This is a genomic window from Patescibacteria group bacterium (assembly GCA_041651155.1).
GTDB lineage: Bacteria > Patescibacteriota > Patescibacteriia > CAIXNZ01 > CAIXNZ01 > JAPLYF01.
Genome location: JBAZJU010000001.1, coordinates 136,384 through 157,624 on the forward strand (window position 1 = coordinate 136,384; position 21,241 = coordinate 157,624).

At 37.1% G+C, this 21,241-nt stretch carries 19 protein-coding genes; 18 read left to right on the top strand and 1 reads right to left on the bottom strand.

Annotation, left to right across the window (positions count from 1 at the left end):
* The first annotated feature begins 94 nt into the window (after positions 1-94).
* The 16 genes from WC460_00700 to WC460_00775 all read left to right on the top strand — a co-directional run bounded on the left by WC460_00700 (position 95) and on the right by WC460_00775 (position 18,087).
* On the top strand, positions 95-661 hold the full coding sequence (locus WC460_00700) for an RNA polymerase sigma factor (protein ID MFA5187863.1): 567 nt from the start codon (positions 95-97) through the stop codon (positions 659-661).
* A gap of 22 nt (positions 662-683) precedes the next feature.
* Positions 684-2,018 carry a DUF5667 domain-containing protein gene (locus tag WC460_00705; protein ID MFA5187864.1) on the top strand — a complete coding sequence of 445 codons (1,335 nt, stop codon included), beginning with the start codon at positions 684-686 and terminating at the stop codon, positions 2,016-2,018.
* Positions 2,019-2,215: 197 nt separating this feature from the next.
* Positions 2,216-2,557: a four helix bundle protein gene (locus tag WC460_00710; protein ID MFA5187865.1), complete on the top strand. Its 342-nt coding sequence runs from the start codon at positions 2,216-2,218 to the stop codon at positions 2,555-2,557.
* 449 nt (positions 2,558-3,006) lie between these two features.
* Positions 3,007-6,504: a hypothetical protein gene (locus tag WC460_00715; GenBank protein MFA5187866.1), complete on the top strand. Its 3,498-nt coding sequence runs from the start codon at positions 3,007-3,009 to the stop codon at positions 6,502-6,504.
* Between the two features lie 303 nt (positions 6,505-6,807).
* Positions 6,808-7,065, top strand: a complete 258-nt coding sequence (locus WC460_00720; protein ID MFA5187867.1) for a type II toxin-antitoxin system HicB family antitoxin — start codon at positions 6,808-6,810, stop codon at positions 7,063-7,065.
* Complete coding sequence (locus WC460_00725; GenBank protein MFA5187868.1) at positions 7,058-7,282, top strand: type II toxin-antitoxin system HicA family toxin; 225 nt, start codon at positions 7,058-7,060, stop codon at positions 7,280-7,282. Before WC460_00720 ends, WC460_00725 begins: the two co-directional genes overlap by 8 nt.
* 282 nt (positions 7,283-7,564) lie before the next feature.
* Positions 7,565-8,095, top strand: a complete 531-nt coding sequence (locus WC460_00730; GenBank protein MFA5187869.1) for a nucleotidyltransferase domain-containing protein — start codon at positions 7,565-7,567, stop codon at positions 8,093-8,095.
* A complete protein-coding gene (locus WC460_00735) occupies positions 8,079-8,516 on the top strand; it encodes a HEPN domain-containing protein (GenBank protein MFA5187870.1) in 438 nt (145 codons plus the stop codon). The genes WC460_00730 and WC460_00735 overlap by 17 nt, the downstream gene beginning before the upstream one ends.
* A gap of 270 nt (positions 8,517-8,786) precedes the next feature.
* Positions 8,787-9,056 (top strand): type II toxin-antitoxin system HicB family antitoxin, encoded by a 270-nt coding sequence (locus tag WC460_00740; GenBank protein MFA5187871.1) that lies wholly within the window; start codon positions 8,787-8,789, stop codon positions 9,054-9,056.
* 338 nt (positions 9,057-9,394) lie between these two features.
* A complete protein-coding gene (locus WC460_00745; GenBank protein MFA5187872.1) occupies positions 9,395-9,943 on the top strand; it encodes a transposase in 549 nt (182 codons plus the stop codon).
* Positions 9,944-9,968: 25 nt separating this feature from the next.
* Positions 9,969-11,945, top strand: coding sequence for a hypothetical protein (locus WC460_00750; GenBank protein MFA5187873.1), 1,977 nt, complete (start codon positions 9,969-9,971; stop codon positions 11,943-11,945).
* 235 nt (positions 11,946-12,180) lie between these two features.
* A complete protein-coding gene (locus tag WC460_00755) occupies positions 12,181-13,815 on the top strand; it encodes an Ig-like domain-containing protein (protein MFA5187874.1) in 1,635 nt (544 codons plus the stop codon).
* Between the two features lie 55 nt (positions 13,816-13,870).
* Entirely contained in the window at positions 13,871-15,436 is a 1,566-nt protein-coding gene (locus tag WC460_00760) for a S8 family peptidase (protein ID MFA5187875.1), read from the top strand.
* Between the two features lie 13 nt (positions 15,437-15,449).
* Entirely contained in the window at positions 15,450-15,857 is a 408-nt protein-coding gene (locus tag WC460_00765) for a GtrA family protein (GenBank protein ID MFA5187876.1), read from the top strand.
* Between the two features lie 77 nt (positions 15,858-15,934).
* A complete protein-coding gene (locus WC460_00770; GenBank protein MFA5187877.1) occupies positions 15,935-16,972 on the top strand; it encodes a GDP-mannose 4,6-dehydratase in 1,038 nt (345 codons plus the stop codon).
* A gap of 68 nt (positions 16,973-17,040) precedes the next feature.
* Positions 17,041-18,087, top strand: a complete 1,047-nt coding sequence (locus WC460_00775) for a glycosyltransferase family 2 protein (GenBank protein ID MFA5187878.1) — start codon at positions 17,041-17,043, stop codon at positions 18,085-18,087.
* A gap of 145 nt (positions 18,088-18,232) precedes the next feature.
* Here the strand turns inward: WC460_00775 and WC460_00780 are convergent, their stop codons facing one another.
* On the bottom strand, positions 18,233-18,427 hold the full coding sequence (locus WC460_00780; GenBank protein MFA5187879.1) for a hypothetical protein: 195 nt from the start codon (positions 18,425-18,427) through the stop codon (positions 18,233-18,235).
* 183 nt (positions 18,428-18,610) lie between these two features.
* On the opposite strand from WC460_00780, the gene WC460_00785 reads away from it, so the two are divergent.
* Both WC460_00785 and WC460_00790 read left to right on the top strand, forming a co-directional pair.
* Positions 18,611-19,783 (top strand): glycosyltransferase family 4 protein, encoded by a 1,173-nt coding sequence (locus tag WC460_00785; protein ID MFA5187880.1) that lies wholly within the window; start codon positions 18,611-18,613, stop codon positions 19,781-19,783.
* Positions 19,784-20,052: 269 nt separating this feature from the next.
* Complete coding sequence (locus WC460_00790; protein ID MFA5187881.1) at positions 20,053-21,228, top strand: glycosyltransferase; 1,176 nt, start codon at positions 20,053-20,055, stop codon at positions 21,226-21,228.
* Positions 21,229-21,241 lie beyond the last annotated feature (13 nt).

Below are 21,241 nucleotides of genomic sequence, written 5' to 3' on the forward strand. Positions count from 1 at the left end.
CATTTGAACAAAAATTTGATTCATGCTAAAATGCTAATATCTCCAAGATGTTATATTGCTGTGTAACATTTTTTTAATTCAAACGTCTTATAAAATGCCTACCAATATCTTTAAAGAAAAATATCTATTATTCCGGGCGAAAAACAAGGATTCAGAAGCATTTGCCCGCGTGTACGATTTTTATGTGGATAGGATCTACCGCTTTGTTTTTTTTAAAATAAATCGGCCAGATGAAGCTCAGGATATTACTTCTGAAGTTTTTTTAAAAACCTGGCAATATATTATTGATGGCAAAAAGATCAATAATTTAAATGCGCTATTTTACAAAATCGCCAGGAATTTAGTAATTGACCATTATCGCAAGGCCAGCGCTCAGGATGTGTCGCTGGAGAATATAAAAGCAGATGCGGAGGAAATAAAAGAACTTGCTGATGAGCAAATAAATAAAATTGATAAAAAGATACAGGTTGAAAAAATAGAAGAAAAATTAAGAGGGTTAAAAGATGATTATCGCGAAATAATAATTTTAAGATATATTGAAGACTTATCAATCGGCCAGATCGCGGAAATAGTGGAAAAGAAAAAAGGCGCGGTGCGGGTTATTTTATATAGGGCGCTGAATGCTTTGAAAGACCTAATGGGTGAAGCTGATAAAAAATAAAATTTACAACTCAAATAAAACAATGAAGAAACGCGACCTTCTCAAACAAATTAATAATTTGAAAAAAACAATTAAGCCTGATTCAGCCTGGCAAAAGGCAAATCGGGAGATTTTGCTGTCTCAAATCAAATCCCAGACCAGCGCAGAATTTTCTTATAGCCACAAAATAATGCTGCAGAATTTATTTCTGGCTGTTTATAAGCCGGTTGGCAGCATGATTTTAATTTGCAGCGTTTTATTCGGCGCCTGGATTGCCAGCGTGGGGGCGACTAAAAACAGCCAGCCGGGCGATTTATTATACGGCTTGAAATTAACCGCAGAAAGAATGCAGGTTAATTTGACTATGAATGATGAAAAACGTACTAATTTAGAAATCGCTTTTGCTGAAAGAAGGTTAGATGAAATCAAGCAGACTACTGCCAAAGACGGTTCAAACAAAAACAAGAAGAATCTGGAAGTAACCCTGAAAAATTTTCAGGAAAGCATAAATAATGTCAAAAGCAATCTGGCCAAATTAGAAGCGACTGATAAGCAGGCTGCTTTGAAAGTTGCTGATTTAATTGATGAAAAGACCAAGTCTTATGTCGGGATATTAAAAGATCAACAAGATCAAAATCCGCAATTTGTGGCGAGTGAAAACGCTGAACAGGCTATTTCAGATTCCAAAGCAACAGGCAATAAAGCTTTAAGCGTGATTTTGGAAGAGTTTGAAGCCGGCAATAGCGGCTTGAAAGTTGATGATTTAAGGCAAAAAATTAATACCAGAATTGATGATTTGGATAAAAACATAGAATCAGCCAAAAGTGATATCCCCCTGATTATTGAGAATAAGAAAATAGCTGATGAAGCGGCCGCTGCCAAAGCTCTGGCGGATAAAGAAGCTGCCAAAAAAGCCGAGGAAGAAGCCGCCGCTAAGGTTTTGGCGGATAAAGAAGCCTTGGCGAAAACGGAGCTAAGCTCCGACGCTTCGGAGCTTAGCTCCGTTCAGGAAGTTGCTAATACCAATACTAATACATCACCAGAACCGGTTAAAGAAGCCCAGCCAGAATTACAGAACACTAATAGTTCAGCTGAAATCAAGCAAGATGAGCAAATAGTTAGCCAGCCTGAAGAGGTTTTGCCAACGATTGATGAGATTAAAAATAAGCCTGCAGAAGCCGCAGCCTTATTGGTCAGAGCGCGTGATTATGTAAAAAGCGGTTCTGTGAGCCAGGCTTTTGATCTGGTAAAACAGGCTGATGACATTATGACTTTGGTCAATAAAGTGATTAAGGCAAATAGTGTTTATTTAGAAGCACCGGAAGAAGTGAAGGTAGGTGAACCGGTTGATGTAATGACGAACCTTCGTTTGCAGTAGCAAACTACGGTTTGCGAAGGCAAATGACAAAGCATCAATAACAAAATAAATTCAAATAATTAAATTTAAATAACAAAACTTGAATAACAAAAAAATAATCAATGACAAAATCTAGATAACCAAAAAATAAGAAATAAATAAAAATTTCCGCCTCTGGCGGAAAATAATAAAACAAAAATAAAAATTAAAGTAAAAATATGGATTTTGATTTGGAGGATAGGACATTAAAATTTGCGAAAAATTGCCTTGATTTGTGCAAGCAATTGCAGAAGGATGTTATAAGTTTGGAGTTGGTTAAGCAATTTGTGAGAGCGTGCTGTTCAGTCGGGGCAAATTATAGAGAAGCAAATGACACAATAACTAAAAAGGATTTTTTACATAAAATTGCGATTTGTCGTAGGGAGTCTAAAGAAAGTAAGTATTGGTTGGAATTGTTGCTGCACACTAACCCCAATTTTAAACTGCAAATTGAACCTCTGATTGACGAATCCCACCAACTAGCCCGCATCTTTGCCAGCATCGGCGCGAAAAAGAAGTAGTTTAGTTATTTGATATTAAGTATTAGTTATTTAAATTTTGAGTTTATTTTGGTTATTAAGTATTAGGTATTTGGTATTCTTTTGGTATTTTATATTGGTCATTTGGTATTTGATAAAATTTACAATTTAATTAATAATAGCTGGTAAATCGCCAAGGGGATTATGCAGGGTTTCCTTGGCGGTTTATCCGCTCGTTCTCTGCTTAATTGCAGAGGACACAGCTTTGGATTTTAAAGATCCGAAGCAAGCTAATTAATGCTCTTTGTTTGAAAGCTAGGTTAAAGTATGAAGATTAAGGCCTGGATTTCAAAGGGTAAAGGTCGATTTCTGGTTTAACCAGAAGACCTTTTTGGGAACAGGATTACTTTCAAGCCTCTAAGAGGCAAGAAAGAAACTTAACTTCCTACTCTGGCGATCGGGCAAGGAGTTTAAGAAAGGACAAGTTTAATATGATTAAGAAAATTTTTACTGTTGGCGTGGTAGTATTGACCATTTTTTGGGCTGTCGGTCTAGCAGCATTTGTTCCAACCGCTCAGGCTACAACTTTTAGCTCTGGCGATTTGATCAAAGCTTCTTTACCAGCAGTTTATTACTACGGTGCTGACGGCAAAAGGTATGTGTTCCCAAACGAACCAACATACAAAACCTGGTATGCTGACTTCTCCAGCGTGAAAACTATCACTGACGGAGAATTAGCCACCATTCAAATCGGCGGCAATGTCACTAACAAACCAGGCGTTAAAATGGTGAAAATCACCACTGATCCAAAAGTATACGCTGTGGCTGCAAATGGCACATTGAGGTGGGTAACCACTGAATCACTTGCTGCTTCTTTATACGGTTCTAACTGGGGAGCAATGATTCTTGATGTGTCTGATGCTTTCTTTGTTAATTACTCTATTGGCGCTCAAATCAGCAATGTTTCTGATTATTCTCCATCTGCTGCAACTGCTGCTGCTCAATCAATCAATGTTGATAAGGGCTTAGCAGGCGCAACAACAACTGGCGGTAATTTAAATGTTTCTTTAGCATCTGATACACCAGCTGCTTCTACAGTTGCTGGCGGTGCTGCTGCTAATATGTCAAAGATCATTTTAGCTACTGGTTCCGCAGCTGTTAAAGTTAAATCTTTATACATCACTCGTTCAGGCTTAAGCGCAAACGATGATGTTGAAAATGTTAAATTAATCAATGTTGCTGGCGCTACTGTTGGCGATGTTGGTTCATTTGGTTCAAACAGCAAAGCATTAATTTCTTTTGTTCCATCATTAGAAATTGCTGCTAATACTTCAGTCTCATATTATGTCCGTGCTAGTATCAGATTAGGCGCTCCTGCTGGCAACACGGTTGCTTTGGGCGTTGCATTAAATACTGATGTAGTATTGGAAGCAGGTACTGTTAGCGGTGCATTCCCAGTCGTTGGCAACTACATGTCAATTGTAGCTTTAGCTAACATTGGCAGTGCTACTGTTGGCCAAGATGCAGCAGTTGTCGATACTATGCCAGATGCTGGCGCAAAAAGAGTTCAGGTCTCTGAATTTTACGTCATGGCTGGTGCAAATGAAGATTTGACTATTGAAGCTATGAGTTTAATTGAAGCTGGTTCAGCAAATACTGCTGATTCAGCTAATATTGAATTATACAGTTTGACAGAAGGTAGAACATTGGGCACTGCTGCTTCATGGGATGCAAATTCTCGTGTTACTGTTGGTAGCATGAATGTTGTTATTCCAAGAGGTGGTAAACACATTTTCCAGGTTTATGCTGATATCGTAAGCGGTTCAGGCAACGTTATTGATGTTGATTTAACTGATGGTACTGATGTTTTAGTAACTGTTAAGGGTAATACCTATGGTTTTTATCTTTCTCCAATAGTTGCTGTGACTCCTCCATTAAACTGGGATGGTCAAGGTATTCCAGGAGTAGGTGGTCAAACCGTAGGCGCTGGTTTATTAAATGTTACTAAATCAACTTCTTCTCCAGCTACTGGTAATATTGCTCGCGCTTCTGATCAGGCAATTGCAACTTATGATTATGAAGTACGAGGTGAATCTATTAAGATTACTTCAACTATGGTTACAATTACAGAAGGTGCTGCATTTAATAATGTTGTTCCAAACTGGAATAGAGTTGCTAATGTGAAATTAGTTGATGAAAACGGTTTAGTTGTTGCGGGCCCAAAGAATTTAACAAATGTATCTGTCGGCGCTGCCGGTGGTGTTACAACTGTTACTTTCAATGAAACTTATGTTGTACCAACTGGTACTCATAAATACACTGTTAAAGTTGATGTTTTGAGCAATGCTCCAGCTGGCGCAACAGCTACTTTGGTAGCTAGTTTAACTCCAAGCGCTGATATTACAGCAACTGGGGTTACAACTCGTGAAAGTGTAGTTCCAACGCCTGCTGTTGCTGTCGCTGGCAATGGTGAGACTATCTTGGGTGTAGCATTAACTGTTACCAATTTAACTCAACCAGCTGCTAGATCAATTGCTGTTGGTACTCAGAATTTTGTCTGGGCAACTACTTCATTAGATGCAACTGCTTCTGGTGAAGATGTTCGTGTTTCATCTGTTACAGTTTTGGATACTTTAGGTGTTGGTAATACTGATGATATGACTGCTTTGCAGAATCTTTCAATCTGGGCAGATTTAACATCAGCTAGTTCTACTCGTGGTGATGCTTATGAAACAAAGGTTTCTAATAATGAGCAGCCAACACTTGCTACTACTAAAGCAATTAACTTAACACAAGTTATCACTGTTCCAAAAGGAACTTATGTTAAGATTGCTGTTGTTGGTAATTTATCAACCTTAGCATTTGTTACAGATACTCACCAGATTAGTATTGCTGCGCCTATAACAGCAACTGGTAAATCAACAGGCAATGCTCCTGTTATCCCAGCTATTATTACTTTGGGACAGGTAATGCTTGTATCTGCTTCTGGTACTTTAACTGCGTCATTAGATGCTTCTACTCCATTAGCTAATATTGTAGTTAGTGGTGCACAAAAGGTTACTGTTGCTGCTTTCAAATTAACAGCTGATAATATTGAAGCTATTGAACTTGATGATCTTTTGGTTAATGATGTTGCGGCAATTGCTACAAATCCAGTTGCATCAAATTGGTACTTGTATGCAAATAGTCGCGCTGATGGCGGTTCAATTGCTGATCCGGTTGCTGTAGCTGCTGGCGGTTTTGCGCCACAATTCATTTTAGCTGATAATACAATTGTTGTTCCATCTAATAGCAGTGTTGTCTTGACTCTTAAAGCAGACATCGCCCCTGTTGATGGCGCTACTGTAATTAATGGTGATGATTTAATCCCAGAAATTACTGCAGCTGCAAGCATAAATGCTACAGGCGTGTCTTCTGGTGTCCCAGCCACCATCTTTAATGGTCTTGGCTGGTTCCCAAAAACTGCTGCTACAGATTTGGCATTTGCTTCAAAACCAACTATCAGCCTAAATGCTTCTTCTCCAAGCGGTGCCTTAGTGCCAAGCGCTAATACTTTAGTAGCCATCTTTAATATTGCTGCTGATTCAGCTGATGATATTTCCTTTGATGACGCTGGAAGCGCAGGCACAAAATTAGTAGTTACTATGGCTGAAGCTTGTACTGGTGCTGGTGGCGCTACAAATATGATTTTGAAAGACGAAGGTGGCACAGTTTTATCTACCGCAACAGAAGCTGCTGATGCATGTACTGTTGGCAATAAGACATTTGAAGTCTGGACTAACCCATTAGTTATTGCTAAAGGTACCACCAAGAAAGTATATGTCTATGGTGTTACTACTAGTGCAACAACTGCTGGTGATAATTTACAGGCTTCTATTACAGATGCTGCTGCTGGCAATGTTACTTGGGGTATTAATGGTGCAGGTGCTTTTGCAACTGCTGCCATTACTGCTCGTGGTTCAATTTATGCCAATGCACTTTCTAGATAATTGTTGATTCACTGAGATATATTCTTTCCGCGCTCGCGGAATAGAATAGCGAACCCCTCTGGCGCAAGTCAGGGGGGTTTTGTTTTGGTGGAAGAATGGTGGTTTGGGAGGAATTTATCAACCTCCCCCAATCCCCCTCCTTTTCTAAGGAGGGGGTATGGAGGTTATCATGACCTAAGGTGCAGGGCTTTGGGTTTTGTTTTTTGGGGAAGATCGTGGAGGGAGTGGGACGGTTGATTTGTTTTGTTTAGGGATTTATGGTATTATAAAGGGAGCAATTATTTAATATTCAATTTAAAAAATATGAAAGAAAAAAATAAATTACAATTTAATATTATTTTTAGGCCTGAAGAAGAAGGTGGATTTACTGCAATAGTTCCGTCTTTGCCAGGTTGTATTACTTACGGCAAAGATTTAAAAGAAGCTAAAAAAATGGCGATTGATGCAATTTATGGCTATATTGAATCAGTAAAAAAACATAAAGAAGAAATACAGTCAGATGAGGAAAGTTTTATTAGTTTAATTAGGCTTCCTCAAAAGCACTCTAGACTTTATGCCTAAATTGCCATCATTAACTCCAAAGAAACTTTTACGAGTATTGGAAAAATGCGGGTTTGTAACAGACCATATAGCCGGCAGCCACTATATCCTTTTTCAATCCGCTTCAAATAAAAGAATTACATTGCCATTCCATTGTAAAGATTTGCCAAAAGGTACCCTCCACTCTATTTTAAAGGCAGCCGGAATTGAAATAACAGATTTGAAAAAATTAAAATAACTCGTCTCGGCTCGCCTCGCGAAGCGGGCTTCGCTGGACATAGATATCGTTTTTGTCCCTTGAGTGCCTTCGCCGAAGTCGGATGAAAAACACAAATCTCGCCATTTTTTAAAGGGCGTTTTTTGTTTTGCTCTGTAACACATTTGGTGCAGGGCTTTGGTTTTTACGATAAAATTAAGGTCGGAAACCCCATAAATTTGGGTTTTATGCCGTATTGACTTTTGGCAGAAAAAGAAGTAAAATGAAAGTAGTTTCAATAAAAATGAAAGTAGTTTCAATTTTATGAATATTAAATTGACCATTCTCAATAAGAAAGTATTTAATTTCTTGGCTGATTGGCCTGAAAAACAGTTTTTTTCTAAGGAAATCTCCGACAGATTGGGGATATCTTTGGGTGGCGCCCATAACAGCCTCAAGGCTCTGCTAAAGGCAGGCGTGGTTGTTTTTGAGCAAAAAGGGAATATGAAGTTTTTTAAAATTAACTTTAGCAGCCCTTTGTTTAAACAATTGCGCTCGGCAGGCATTGTGGAGAGCCTTTTGCCTTTGGTTAAGAAAATAAAAAATCACTGCCTCAATGTGATTTTATTCGGCTCCGCGGCCAGGGGCGAACAGACTGCCAAAAGCGATATTGATATTTTTATATTAACCAATAATCCGTTGGAAATAAGAAAATTACTGCCAGCCAAAATTAACCGACTGCTTCTTAAGGCCATAATTAAAAAACCGAATGAGTGGAGCGAAATGGAAATTAAGGAACCGGAGTTTTTTAGGGAAATAAAAAACGGGATTAAATTATATGAATCAAGATTTTAATGATTGCCTGGACAAGGGCAAGATAAAAATATTTTCCAGGGGGAAGTTTGTTGCCCCTAAGGAAATCAGATTGGCTGAGGAAGACTTGAAGATTGCCTCGGCAAGCTTTAGTGACGGCAATTTTCGCTGGTGCGTGATTCAGACGTATTATTCTATGTTTCATTCAGCGAGAGCCTTATTGTATTATCAAAATTATCGGGAGCATAGCCATTATTGCCTTATTCAGGCAATCAGAGCATTGTATGTTGGAAACAAATTATTGGATTTGTCACTGGTTGAAGCAATGGCCGAAGCGAAAAATCTGAGGGAAGCCGCGGATTATTACGGAGATTATAGCCAAATTAACGCGGAAAAATTATTGGAACATGCCAAGAATTTTTTAAAAGCGGCAAAGGATATTATAAAAAATGGTACTTTATAGCGGACTTCAGTCCGCGAATGACCCCATTACCTTACGGGGACTTCCACCGTCGCTCTGTGAGTTATGGCGGACAAGAAAGTCCCCTGTAATGATTTTTCTTTGTTAAGGTCCTCTGTAATGATTTCTCTTTATTTTTATGATAAAATTAAGGTGGAAAACCCCATAAATTTGGTTTAAGGAGGGGGTGTTTACAGGAGTTTTTTATTTGTTTTGTTTAGGGATTTATGGTATTATGAAAGGAGCAATTATTTAATATTTTATTTAAAAAATATGAAAGAACAATCCTGCCTGCCGGCAGGCAGGTTAAAAATTTCAAAATTTGGCAGGCAATTGCCTATTGTTATTGAAAAAGGGGAAGATGGTTTTTATATTGTAGAATGCCCGCTTTTTGACGGTTGTTTTACACAGGGTAAAACAATTGATGAGGCGCTTAGAAATATTAAAGAAGTCATATCTTTGATTTTGGCAGAAAAAGACGCCAGAAATACTTTGAAGGAATATAAATCAACAGAATTTAGTTTGCATACCATTACCGTTTAATTTATGACCCGCTTACCCATTATTTCCGGCAGGAAATTGATTAAAGTTCTTAATAAGGTTGGTTATGAATCTATCAGGCATCAAAGGCGTGGATGGTTGCTGTTACTGATTATAAAGTTATTGACCGATCATTATTATTAAAGATATTGCGCGATGCAGAATTATCCGCAGATGATTTTATGAAGTTGATGAATTAATATTTGAATATATATATTTACAGACCGCCTGGCCTTTCCGGGTGGTTTTGTTTTTTGCCCTGCACCAGTCGCTTCTCTCCGGTGCAGGGCTTTATATTTTGGAAATTGAATGGTAAAATTAAGGTGGGGAAAAATAAAAATATGAATGAATTATTTAAAAATAAATATCGTACAGATTCCGTTCGTTTAAAAGAATGGGATTATTCTTGGCCGGGTTTATATTATGTAACAATTTGTACCAAGGATCGTTTTTGTTGTTTAGGGGATGTAAAAAATGGTTTGGTTTATTTATCGGAAATTGGGAAAATCGTGTTTGAAGAATGGTTAAATACGCCAAAGATCAGACCGAATGTGGCGTTGGATGATTTTATTATAATGCCGAATCATATTCATGGAATTATAGAAATTAAAGAAATTGGGGATGTTGTAGAGACGCATTGCAATGCGTCTCTACAGAAACCCACATTCGGCCCGCAACGCAATAATTTGGCCTCAATAATTCGTGGTTTTAAAGGGGTTGCCAAGAAAAGAATAAATCAAAAATTTGGAGAAAATTATTTTGCCTGGCAATCTGGCTATTACGAACACATTGTCCGGGACGAAGATGATTATGCCAGAATTAAAGAATATATTGCCTTAAATCCGATCAGATGGGAACTTGACAGAAATAATCCAAAAAATAGATCCTAAAATATTAATTATAAATTTTAAAATTATGTCAAAACGAATTTTCACAATCGGAATTGTGGCTATGACCATATTGTGGTCTATTGGCTTGTCTGCTTTTACACCAAGCGCGCAGGCAGCCACAATTAATTCAGGCGATTTAATTAAGGCTTCCACGCCTGCGGTTTATTATTATGCCAATGACGGCAAACGCTATGTTTTTCCCAATGAAAAAACATTTAAAACCTGGTATGCTGATTTTTCCAGTGTGAAAATAATTACAGATGCAGAATTGTCTGCTATTTCTATTGGCGGCAACGTTACTTACAGACCCGGAGTTAAAATGGTAAAAATCACGACCGATCCCAAAGTCTATGCTGTGGCTAGCAATGGGACATTGCGCTGGATAACAACAGCCTCTTTGGCCACGCAATTATATGGCGCAAATTGGGCGACAATGGTTGATGATGTGCCTGATTCATTTTATGTGAATTATAATGTTGGTTCGCCAATTAATAATCTGACTGATTATAATCCTGCAGCCACAACCGCAGCTTCCCCTTCAATTAATGCTGATAAAAGCTTGATTATGCCGACTGTTGGTTCAGTTTTGACAGTTTCTCTGGCACCTGATACACCGGCTGCTGGTACTGTGCCTGCTGGTACGACTGTTAATTTTACTAAGATTATTTTTAGCGCGAGTAATTCAGCAGTCAGCATTAATTCAATCTATGTAACGCGTTTTGGCTTGAGTACAAATAATGATGTAACTAATATTCAGTTTGTTAATACCAGTAATGTGGCGATTAGCAGTATTGCGAGTTTAGGTTCTGATAGCAAAGCCTTAGTTACATTTAGCCCTGCTTTAATTGTTAATCCAAATAGTCCTGTGAGCGTATATATCAGGGCAAACATTAGCCAAACAATCTCAAGTGGTAATACTATAGGTTTGGGTATTAATTCAGCCAGTGACATTAAATTGGCTCCAGGCACAATTAATGGCATCTTTCCAATGCTAGGAAATTATCTGGGCAGCAGCTCTTCTGCCAATATTTCAGGTTTAACCCCGCCGGAAGGAATTTTAATTGCTGGCAGAAGTAAACAGGGCGTAGCTTCGTTTAAAGTCCAGGCAGGCCAGGCAGAAGATATGGATTTAAATAGCGTCACAATCACTGATACAGGCACTGGCAAAGTAGCTAATACCTGGTATTTATATTCAAGCAAAAGAAATGACGGCATTTCTATCAGCGAACCGGTGGGAACTGCGATTATGGACTCAGTGAATAAAAATGCCAGATTTATTTTGCCTACCAATACGATAATTATACCTGCCAGCCAAAGTGTTACTTTGACAGTTGCAGTTGATGCTGTGTTAGTTGATGGGGTGACAGTGCAAAATGGCGATACGCTTCACGCAATTGTAGCGGCTGGAACTGATATTGTGGCCACAGGCAAGGCTTCTGGCCAGCAAATAAACGGCAGCGCCGTACTTGACTCTAAAATATATTATATCTTAGCCTCTTACCCTTATTTCAGCCTGGATGCTGCTTCGCCAAAAGGAGCCTTAGTGCCTGGAGCCAATACCTTGCTGGCTATTTATGATGTGACAGCTGACTCGGCTGATGAGGTGGACTTTTTAAACGCAGGGACAAATACTTCTGGCGTGGCTAATAAGTTAAGGGTTGATATCGCGCACAATTGTACTGCCGGCCTTGGTTTGGGGCTCACTTTGAAAGATGAAGCTGGCAATGTGCTGGACACTCAGGCAGTTGATGTGTGTAATAGCGCCAGCGCAACTTTTACCTTTGGCAATCCTAATAATTTGGCAATTGCAGCCGGCGCCACAAAAAAATTATATATTTACGCTGATACTCAAGGCGCGACCAGCGCAGGGGATAGCATTCAGCTTTATTTAAGCGATTCAAATCCGGCAAATGTTGATTTCGCGATAAATGGAGCAGGTAATTATCAATTTGCCCAGTTTATTTTCAGAAGCAATATTTATAGCAATCCTTTGGCGAGATAAAAAATTTAAAGATTACAGCTCCTAGGCTCGTCGGCGAGATACGCTTGTCTCGCCGACGAGGAAATTTGGGACTCAATTCCCAATTGTAGATAATTATAAGCGGTTGTTTAGGAAGTAATTCGGAATTGAGTTCCGTTGCCAGCTCATTTTTATGGGCTGGTTTGTTTTTAAAGCGATATTTTGATAAAATTAAGGTATACATATAAATCAATAATTAAATTTTAAATCAAAACTTATGCGTAAAATCATTTTCTTATTTTTGATTTCATTAATTTTAGTTGTGCCTCAAGCTAAGGCATTTCAGTCCAATGCTATTGTTAATAATGGCGCGCCTTATACGACTTTTTACCGCGGTACTTTTGATGATTTGGTCATGGATTTCAGCTTAATTACTCTAAATGCCGATACGGTTAAGGCAATTTCTTTAAAAAATTTAGGCACTTCCAGCTACTTGCGCGATATAACATATATGAAATTGTGGGCTGATGAAGGGCCGCTTGGGTTCCAGGGCATGGGCATTGACCGCGAAATCGGGACTCTGAGCTATTCAACGACATACTTGTCTTGGTCAATTGAAAACCTTAACGAAATAATCAATACAAGTGAAAGATTTTTTATCTCAGTGGAAACTTATTCCAGTTTGAGTGCTTCAACCACCATTCATATGCAGATTCCTATTTTAACGGATAATAACAATAATGGCAGCTATGATGCCGGCGACTTTGGCATTTTTATGGATTCTGGCAATAATGGACCGACTGATGTGAACATTGATAATGCCAATACACAAGTAACCAGCACCTCGTCAGTTGATAGCTTGACGCCAAAAGTGATTTTAGCAAATTTGAATGATGGCGCGATTTTAACAAATGATAATTTTATTATCAACGGTTTGGTGCGTGATCAGGGCAATACTTATCTGCAAACATTCCAGATAATTATTGATGATCAGGCAATCAGCATTGATAATTACGATCAGTTTAACTATACCTGGAATTATAATTGGCAGAATATCAGCGATGGAAAACATACAGTGAGTGTTTTGGCGCGCGATGGCTGGGGCAATACTACCCAGACCAATCCATTAACGATTACTGTGAATAAGCAGCTATTTTCAGTTGCAAATTCAGCAGCGACAATTGATAAGTCAGGGATTAAAAATGACGGTTTGGATAAGGCCACGGTCACTGTAATTATCAAAGATCAAAACAATCTGCCAATAGCGAATCGTCAGATAACAGTGGAAACGAGTTCGGATGTGATTATTTCCAATCCGACTAATAATTCTGATGCAAGCGGGAAAATTGTTTTTGAAGTAAGATCCACCGCTTTAGGCCTGAAAACAATAGCAGTTAAGGTTGCTGATACGCTTTTGCAGACTTTAACTTTAAACGTTAATACGGGAATTCAGCCTGCTTTTGGCCTTAATTTTGGGGATTTAATCAAAGCCTCAACTCCGGCTGTTTATTATTACGGGGCTGATGGCAAAAGATATGTTTTTCCCAATTTAAAAACATATTTGACCTGGTATAATGATTTTTCTGGAGTTAAAGCAATTACTGATGAACAGCTCGGACAAATTACAATCGGCGGGAATGTGACATATCGTCCGGGAGTTAAACTTGTTAAAATTACTACTGATCCAAAAGTTTACGCCATAGACAGCCATGGAACTTTGCGCTGGATTACCTCTGAGCAACTGGCTATCCAGCTGTATGGCGCTAAATGGAATACACTGGTTGAGGATGTCTCAGATGCTTTTTTTGTTAATTACTTGACGGGAAACCAGATAAATTCTTTGAGTGATTTTAGTCCGGTTGATGTTAAAAATGCGGCTGGTACGATTAATATTGATAAGGGGTTATTATAGAATTTTAAATTTTAAATTTTAAATTTTAAGTCAATTTTAAATAGTTTAATTATAAATGAAGAAGTTTCAATTCATTATTGGTCTTTTAATATCCAGCCTTTTAGTGGGCAGTTTTGCTTTTGCGCAGGAATTATTGCCAAATGATCCATATTATAGCCGGCAATGGTATTTGGAAAAATTAAACCTGCCCCAAATCTGGGCGCAGGAAACCGGCTCAAAAAATGTAATTATCGCAGTCATTGATTCTGGCATTGATGTTTCACACCCTGATTTGCATGATAATATCTGGGTTAATCAAAAGGAAATCCTAGGCGATGGCATTGATAATGACCATAATGGCTATATTGATGATATTAGCGGCTGGGACTTTATAAATAATAGCAATGATCCTTCGCCCAAATATGATGTTAGTTGCTTGCAAAATAACACTTGCACTGAAGACGGCATTTTTCACGGCACATTTGTGGCCGGGGTGGCTGCGGCTGTCGGCAATAATGGCATTGGCACAACAGGGGTTGCTTGGAATGTAAAAATAATGCCGCTGAGAGTGCTGAATGAAAATGGCAGCGGCAATACTGTAGACGTGGTTAAAGCTATTGAATATGCGATTAATAATGGCGCCAACATCATTAATTTAAGTTTTGTCGGCGACACATATGATTTAGCTTTAGAACAGGCATTGGTCAACGCTTATCAAAAGGGATTAGTGATAGTGGCTGCTTCTGGCAATGAAAATCAGGCTGGCCAGGCAATTAATTTAGATTTAACTAAAATGTACCCAGTCTGCCATCAAGGTCCTGGCGGCCAAAGAATATTACTTGGCGTGGGCGCAACAGACATTTTTAAAAAAATAACCGAGTTTTCCAATTACGGCTCAAGCTGTGTTGATATCATGGCGCCTGGCAGAGATTTTTTTGGCACCCTGGTCTATAATCCTCAGGTGAGCAGTTTTAATCAATATTATGGCGGTAATTTTTCCGGCACTTCTTTGGCTGCGCCTGTTGTTTCAGGCGTGGCCGCTTTAATAAAATCATATAAGCCGGAATTGACCAACCAGCAGATCATGGATGCAATTAATAAGAATGCTGAAAATATTGATGCGCTAAATCCTGCCTTTGTAGGGAAAATGGGCAATGGCTTGATAGATCCGGTTAAAATTTTTCAGAATTTGAAAATGTCTGTAATTAACAGCCAATTGATCAAGGGTTCCACGGCTGCAATTTATTATTTAGGCAGTGATGGCAAACGCTATACTTTCCCGGATCAAAAGGTTTTTTTTAGCTGGTATGACAGCTTTAAGGGCATTAAACAAATTTCCGATCGGGAATTGTCTGATTTTACACTGGGAGGAATCGTAACTTACAGGCCAGGCGCAATGGTTAAAATTCAAACTGATCCAAAAGTGTATGCAGTAACCCAGGGCGGTATTCTAAGATGGATTAAAAATGAAACAATAGTCCAGGCATTGTATGGCAATGTTTGGGCGCAATTAATTTTTGATGTGCCAGATTCTTATTTTGCTATTTATAAAATTGGCGCTGACATAAATAGCGCGCTAGATTTCAATCCTGTCATAGAGAAAAATAATGTACCTTCAATTGATATAGATAAGAGCTTATAAATAATATTTTAAAATGATTATATTTAAAAAGCTTATATATCGGCAATTTTTTAAATTCTGTCTGGTGGGCGCAATTAATACTGTGATTGATTTCTCAGTATATTTATTTTTTAACCGTGTTCTTGGGCTTTATTTCCTTTACGCGAATATCCTGGCAATTTTAGCGGCCATGACATTTAGTTTCTTTGTTAATAAATATTGGACATTTCAAAATAATGAAAAAAAACTGCATACTCAATATCTGAAATTCGCCCTGGTAAATTTGGTTTATTTTTTACTCTATAATTCAATTTTATTCGGCTTAGTTGAATATTTTAAGGTTTTTGACCTGGCGGCAAAAATTATTGCCATAATAATCGGCTTATTTTGGAATTTTTTTGCCAATCGCCGCTGGACATTTAGGCCAGCCCCCAAAATTTAAGGGGGCTTTATTTTTATGGTAAACTTTGCTAAAATAGGAATATCAAATTATTTGAATTAACAACTAATTTAAACATTATGGCAAAAGCCAAAGCTTTATTTGAGAAAAAAAATATTTTAGTACTAGGGGGCGCTGGATTTATTGGCTCACATTTGTGCGATAAATTAGTGCAAAAGAGCAAGGTCATCTGCTTTGATAATTTTATTTCCGGACAAAGGGAAAATATTGACCATCTTCTGCAAAATGAAAATTTTATTTTTATTAATGATGATATTAATAATCTGACTGATTTAGAAAAATACAAAGAACTAGAGCGCTTCCAAGTAAAATTTCAGGGCATCCAGGAAATTTATAATTTAGCCTGTCCGACCTCGCCTAAAGATTTTACCAAGCAGACTGTTTACACTGCCCAGACAAACAGTCTGGGCACAATCCGCGCCTTGGATTTAGCTGTTAAATATAAAGCCAAACTGCTTCATTTCTCATCTTCAGTGGTTTATGGACCGCGCGGGGGTGAAGATCCTGTGATGAAAGAAAATGTTTATTATCCGCTAAGCCCTTTAACTCCCAGAGGGTGTTATGATGAAGGCAAGAGATTTGCTGAAACTTTGGTTTATACTTATCGTCAGTTTTATAATATAGATGCCAAAATTTTAAGAATTTTTACCACCTATGGTCCGCGCATGCCGCTTTTTGTCGGCCACATGATCCCGGATTTTATTGTCGCGGCTTTAGATAATCAACCGCTGATTATTTATGGCGATGAAAATTTTACCACCACCCTTTGTTACATAACAGATGTAATTGACGCTTGCTTTAAAATTATGGCCTCAACCGAGTCTGGCCCGTTTAATATCGGTAACCCAGAAGAATATAAAATTTCAGAGGTTGCCCAAAAAATATTAAAAATGACTGATTCGGAAGCGGAAATTCATTATGCCGAACCTCTTCTTTTTATGTCGCGTTTAGGTTTGCCAGATATCAGCCTGGCCAGAGAAAAATTACAGTGGTTTCCGATTACTTTATTAGAGAAAGGCTTGGAGGAAACAGTGGAATATAGCAAAGCCAATAAGGTGATAATTGATTGGAGCAAAGTTGAAGAAATTAAGGATTAGGATTAAATATTATGCATTAAGTAGAATATTTAAAAGGGTAGAGGGTTGGCTCTATCCTTTTGTGAAGTATGAAAAAAGTAGCAATCATTATTGTAAATTATAACGGTTTAGAATACTTATCAGCTTGTTTGACGAGTTTATTGAGTTTGGATTATCCAAAAGAAGATTATAAAGTTTTTTTTGTTGATAATGCCTCAATAGACAGTTCGGTTGATTTTGTTAGAAATAATTTTCCGCAGGCTGAAATTATTATTAATAATGAAAATTTAGGTTTTGCCGAAGGTAATAATATTGCCATAAAAAAGGCTCTGGCTGAAAACTTTGACTTTGTTCTTTTGATTAATCAGGATACGATTTCTGAACCTGATTTTTTAAAAAAGTTAGTTGAAGAAACAGCCAAGGCAGAAGATATTGGAGCGGTTCAGCCGCGCATCATGTTGTATCCCGAAAAAGATAAGGTTAATTCTTTGGGTAATTCAATCCATTATTTAGGTTTTGGTTTTTCCAGCGGCGGTTATCAGAAATTTGCCGGCAATTTAGAGCTAAAAGAAATCGCCTATGCCAGCGGAGCCGCGGTTTTAATTAAAACAAATGTGCTGAAAAAAATCGGGCTTTTTGACCCTGATTTTTTTATGTACCATGAAGATTTAGATTTGGGCTGGCGCATGCGCTTGGCAGGATATAAAATTTTAGTGGTGCCTCAAGCTGTTATTTATCATAAATATGAATTTAGCAAAAGCATAAAGAAGTATTATTTTATGGAACGCAATCGCTTTATTTGCCTTTTGGAAAATTATAAGCCGGGAACTTTGATTTTAATTTTTCCTGCCTGGCTGGCAATGGAAATCGGTTTGTTTTTGTTTTCACTTAAGTCAGGGTTTTGGAAAGAGAAATTGAGGGCTTATGGGTATTTTTTTAAATTTTCTGCGTGGCAGAAAATTGGAAGGGTAAGAAGGGAAAGAAGGGTAAAAAGGGTAAAAGGGGATAAGGAAATTGTGGAATTATTTACAGGCAAGATTGAATTTCAGGAATTAGATAGCTGGCTTTTAAATAAAGTTGTAAATCCCATCTTTAATTTGTATTGGCAAGTAATTAAAAGTTTGATAATTTGGTAGTAGATACAAATTTACAAATTAACTATAAATTATTACAAATATTCAGAAACCAATTCGTAGTTATATGTATCTGATTTGTAGATTTGTAACAATAAAAAAATCGCCAATCCAGTTTTTAACTTGTATTGGCGAGTGGTGAAGCTTTTTATTTTTTGGTAATTTTTTCTCCAGGTGAATTGCAGTCCCAGGAAAAATTGCATTCTGTGCAGGTAACTGCAACTTTATTAGGAATTTTAATAGCAGCCGGTTTCCCGCATTTTAGGCAAATATTTGTTTCTCCTGTCATAACATGGGCTGCCCAAATTTGAACATCCTTATCTGATGGATTCTTGTCCGCCATTTAAACCTCCTTGATTTTTGTTTCAGCTTAACAATTTTATGTATGAAAGTCAAGGGTTGGCAAGTAATTAAAAGTTTGATAATTTGGTAGTAGATACAAATTTACAAATTAACTACAAATTATTACAAATATTCAGAAACCAATTCGTAGTTATATGTATCTGATTTGTATATTTGTAACAATATGAAAATAGCCCAAGTCGTCTGCAGATTTAAACCATACAAAGGCGGCATCAGCAATGTAGCTTATGACCAGTCTTTGGGTTTAGCTAAATTAGGACATGAAGTTACGGTTTTTACTCCTTTATATAATGTTAAAGATAATAATTTTACTGCGCCTGAATTTAAAATAACACGATTAATCCCCTGGGGAAAAATTGGCAATGGCGCGTTTTTGCCTCAGCTTTTTTGGCAATTGAAAAATTTTGACATTGTTCATTTGCATTACCCATTTTTTGGCGGGGCTGAAATTGTCTGGCTCTTAAAGCTGGTTAAAGGTGCAAAAATGAAATTAGTAATTAATTATCAGATGGATGTAATTGGCGGCATATTCATGAAACCTTTTTTTAAATTCCACACCAGATTTATTATGCCGCACATTATTAAAGCAGCTGATAAAGTCATTGTCTCTTCCATGGATTATGCGCAAAATTCAAATATAAAAGAGCAAGTTGAGAAGAATCCCGCAAAATTTATTGAATTGCCGCCAAGTGTTGATTTGGAAAGATTTATTCCAGCGCCAAAAACCAAAGATCTTTTGTATAAATATGGTATTCACCCGGAATTTGACCGCATTTTGCTTTTTGTCGGCGCATTAGATAAAGCCCACTATTTTAAAGGCATTGATTTTTTAATCAATTCATTTAATGTTTTAGATTATTCTGGCAGCCAAGATGCAATCTATAGGATTAAACTTTTAATTGTTGGCGAGGGCAATTTAAAGCCAAAATATCAAGAAGAGGTCGCTAAAGCAGGAGAGCAAGGTAAAATTATTTTTGCTGATCCAGTTTCAGATTTAGATCTGCCCAAGTATTATAATTTGGCAGATGTAGTAATCTTACCTTCTATTGACCGTTCAGAAGCATTTGGCATAACCTTGATTGAAGCCATGGCTTGCGCCAAGCCTGTTGTGGCTTCAAATTTACCAGGTGTGCGAAGCGTAGTTGAAGATGGACACAATGGTTATGTTTTTGCAGTCAAACAAGAAGGCGATTTAGCTAGTTTAGTTAATAAATTATTGGCTGATTCTGAATTAAGAGAAAAAATGGGTTTGGTCGGCAGAGCAAAAGCTGAAAAAGAGTTTAATAATGAAATTTTAATACAAAAGTTAGAAAAATTATATTCAGAGCTAATTTAATTTAAAATTTTGATAATTTGGTAGGGAAACTAATATACGAATAGGCTACTAATCTACTAATGGTAAAGGATTATATAACTTATTTGTAGATTAGTATTTAATTAGAAAATTAGTTTCAATATGAAAATTGGGTTAATAAATAGTTTGTATAAGCCTTACAGACGCGGGGCGCAGAAGTCGTCTTTACTAATAGGCTACTAATCTACTAATGGTAAAGGATTATATAACTTATTTGTAGATTAGTATTTAATTAGAAAATTAGTATCAATATGAAAATTGGGTTGATAAATAGTTTATACAAGCCTTATAGGCGCGGGGGAGCAGAAGTCGTCTTTTCTAATATAGTCAAAGAACTTAAAAAAGACGGCCATGATGTTTTTGTGATTACAATTTCCGGCAAAAAAAACAAGACTAATTTTTTTGTGACTTTTTTAGATAATATTAAAGTCTACAGATTTTATCCCAAAAATATTTTTTCTTTTATAGAGATTAATAGCCAGCCCAAATGGAAACGATTTTTTTGGTTAATTTTTGATACTTTTAATTGGCATTCCTACGGACAAATTAAAAAGATATTAAAACAGGAAAAGCCAGATTTGATTTTAAGCCACAATGTAAAGGGTTTGGGTTATTTAACCTGGCTGGCAATTCGCCAGTCAAAAATTAAAAATATCCATACTTTACATGATGTCCAGCTGGTAAATCCAAGCGGTTTGATTTTAAAAGGCCAGGAAAAACAAAATATTTTTTGTAAAATTTATGCTAAAATCAGCAAAATTTTAGTAAATAGTCCGGACGTTATTGTTTCGCCTTCAAAGTGGCTGTTGGATTTTTATAAACCTTATGGGTTTTTTAAAAAATCCAAAGAAATTGTCTTGCCAAACCCTTTAATTTTGGATAATGAAAATTTTGTCAAGAAATTTAGCAATGAAAAAATAACTTATTTGTTTTTAGGGCAATTGGAAGAGCATAAAGGAATTTTATTTTTATTAAGCGTTTTTGCGGAATTTAGCCAGAAAAATAATTGCCAGCTTTTAATAGTGGGGCGGGGAAGATTAGAGCAAGAATTAAAAGAAAAATATGGGGACAAGAAGTGGATGGAATTTTTGGGTTATATACCCGCTAATAAATTGGGAGAAGTTTTTAAAAGAGTGCATTTTACGATTGTGCCTTCAGATTGTTATGAAAATTCACCGAGTGTTATTTATGACAGTTTTAAATTCGGCACGCCAGTTATCGCCTCGGCCATTGGAGGCATCCCTGAGCTGATTCAAGAGGGCGTAAATGGCTATCTTTTTGAACCGGATAATAAGATTGGTTTATTAAACAAATTAAATTTTAGTTTGCAGGCAATGGAAAATTTTATTAAAATGTCAGATAATGCTAAAATAAAGGCAAGGGATTTTGATATTAAAAACTATATCTATAAGCTCCTGCAATTATAAGATTATACTGAAG

Excerpts from the sequence above, each read along its gene's own strand:
- WC460_00700 (MFA5187863.1), top strand. The coding sequence starts at position 95 with ATGCCTACCAATATCTTTAAAGAAAAATATCTATTATTCCGGGCGAAA.
- WC460_00705 (MFA5187864.1), top strand. The coding sequence starts at position 684 with ATGAAGAAACGCGACCTTCTCAAACAAATTAATAATTTGAAAAAAACA.
- WC460_00710 (MFA5187865.1), top strand. The coding sequence starts at position 2,216 with ATGGATTTTGATTTGGAGGATAGGACATTAAAATTTGCGAAAAATTGC.
- WC460_00715 (MFA5187866.1), top strand. The coding sequence starts at position 3,007 with ATGATTAAGAAAATTTTTACTGTTGGCGTGGTAGTATTGACCATTTTT.
- WC460_00720 (MFA5187867.1), top strand. The coding sequence starts at position 6,808 with ATGAAAGAAAAAAATAAATTACAATTTAATATTATTTTTAGGCCTGAA.
- WC460_00725 (MFA5187868.1), top strand. The coding sequence starts at position 7,058 with ATGCCTAAATTGCCATCATTAACTCCAAAGAAACTTTTACGAGTATTG.
- WC460_00730 (MFA5187869.1), top strand. The coding sequence starts at position 7,565 with ATGAATATTAAATTGACCATTCTCAATAAGAAAGTATTTAATTTCTTG.
- WC460_00735 (MFA5187870.1), top strand. The coding sequence starts at position 8,079 with ATGAATCAAGATTTTAATGATTGCCTGGACAAGGGCAAGATAAAAATA.
- WC460_00740 (MFA5187871.1), top strand. The coding sequence starts at position 8,787 with ATGAAAGAACAATCCTGCCTGCCGGCAGGCAGGTTAAAAATTTCAAAA.
- WC460_00745 (MFA5187872.1), top strand. The coding sequence starts at position 9,395 with ATGAATGAATTATTTAAAAATAAATATCGTACAGATTCCGTTCGTTTA.
- WC460_00750 (MFA5187873.1), top strand. The coding sequence starts at position 9,969 with ATGTCAAAACGAATTTTCACAATCGGAATTGTGGCTATGACCATATTG.
- WC460_00755 (MFA5187874.1), top strand. The coding sequence starts at position 12,181 with ATGCGTAAAATCATTTTCTTATTTTTGATTTCATTAATTTTAGTTGTG.
- WC460_00760 (MFA5187875.1), top strand. The coding sequence starts at position 13,871 with ATGAAGAAGTTTCAATTCATTATTGGTCTTTTAATATCCAGCCTTTTA.
- WC460_00765 (MFA5187876.1), top strand. The coding sequence starts at position 15,450 with ATGATTATATTTAAAAAGCTTATATATCGGCAATTTTTTAAATTCTGT.
- WC460_00770 (MFA5187877.1), top strand. The coding sequence starts at position 15,935 with ATGGCAAAAGCCAAAGCTTTATTTGAGAAAAAAAATATTTTAGTACTA.
- WC460_00775 (MFA5187878.1), top strand. The coding sequence starts at position 17,041 with ATGAAAAAAGTAGCAATCATTATTGTAAATTATAACGGTTTAGAATAC.
- WC460_00780 (MFA5187879.1), bottom strand. The coding sequence starts at position 18,427 with ATGGCGGACAAGAATCCATCAGATAAGGATGTTCAAATTTGGGCAGCC.
- WC460_00785 (MFA5187880.1), top strand. The coding sequence starts at position 18,611 with ATGAAAATAGCCCAAGTCGTCTGCAGATTTAAACCATACAAAGGCGGC.
- WC460_00790 (MFA5187881.1), top strand. The coding sequence starts at position 20,053 with ATGAAAATTGGGTTGATAAATAGTTTATACAAGCCTTATAGGCGCGGG.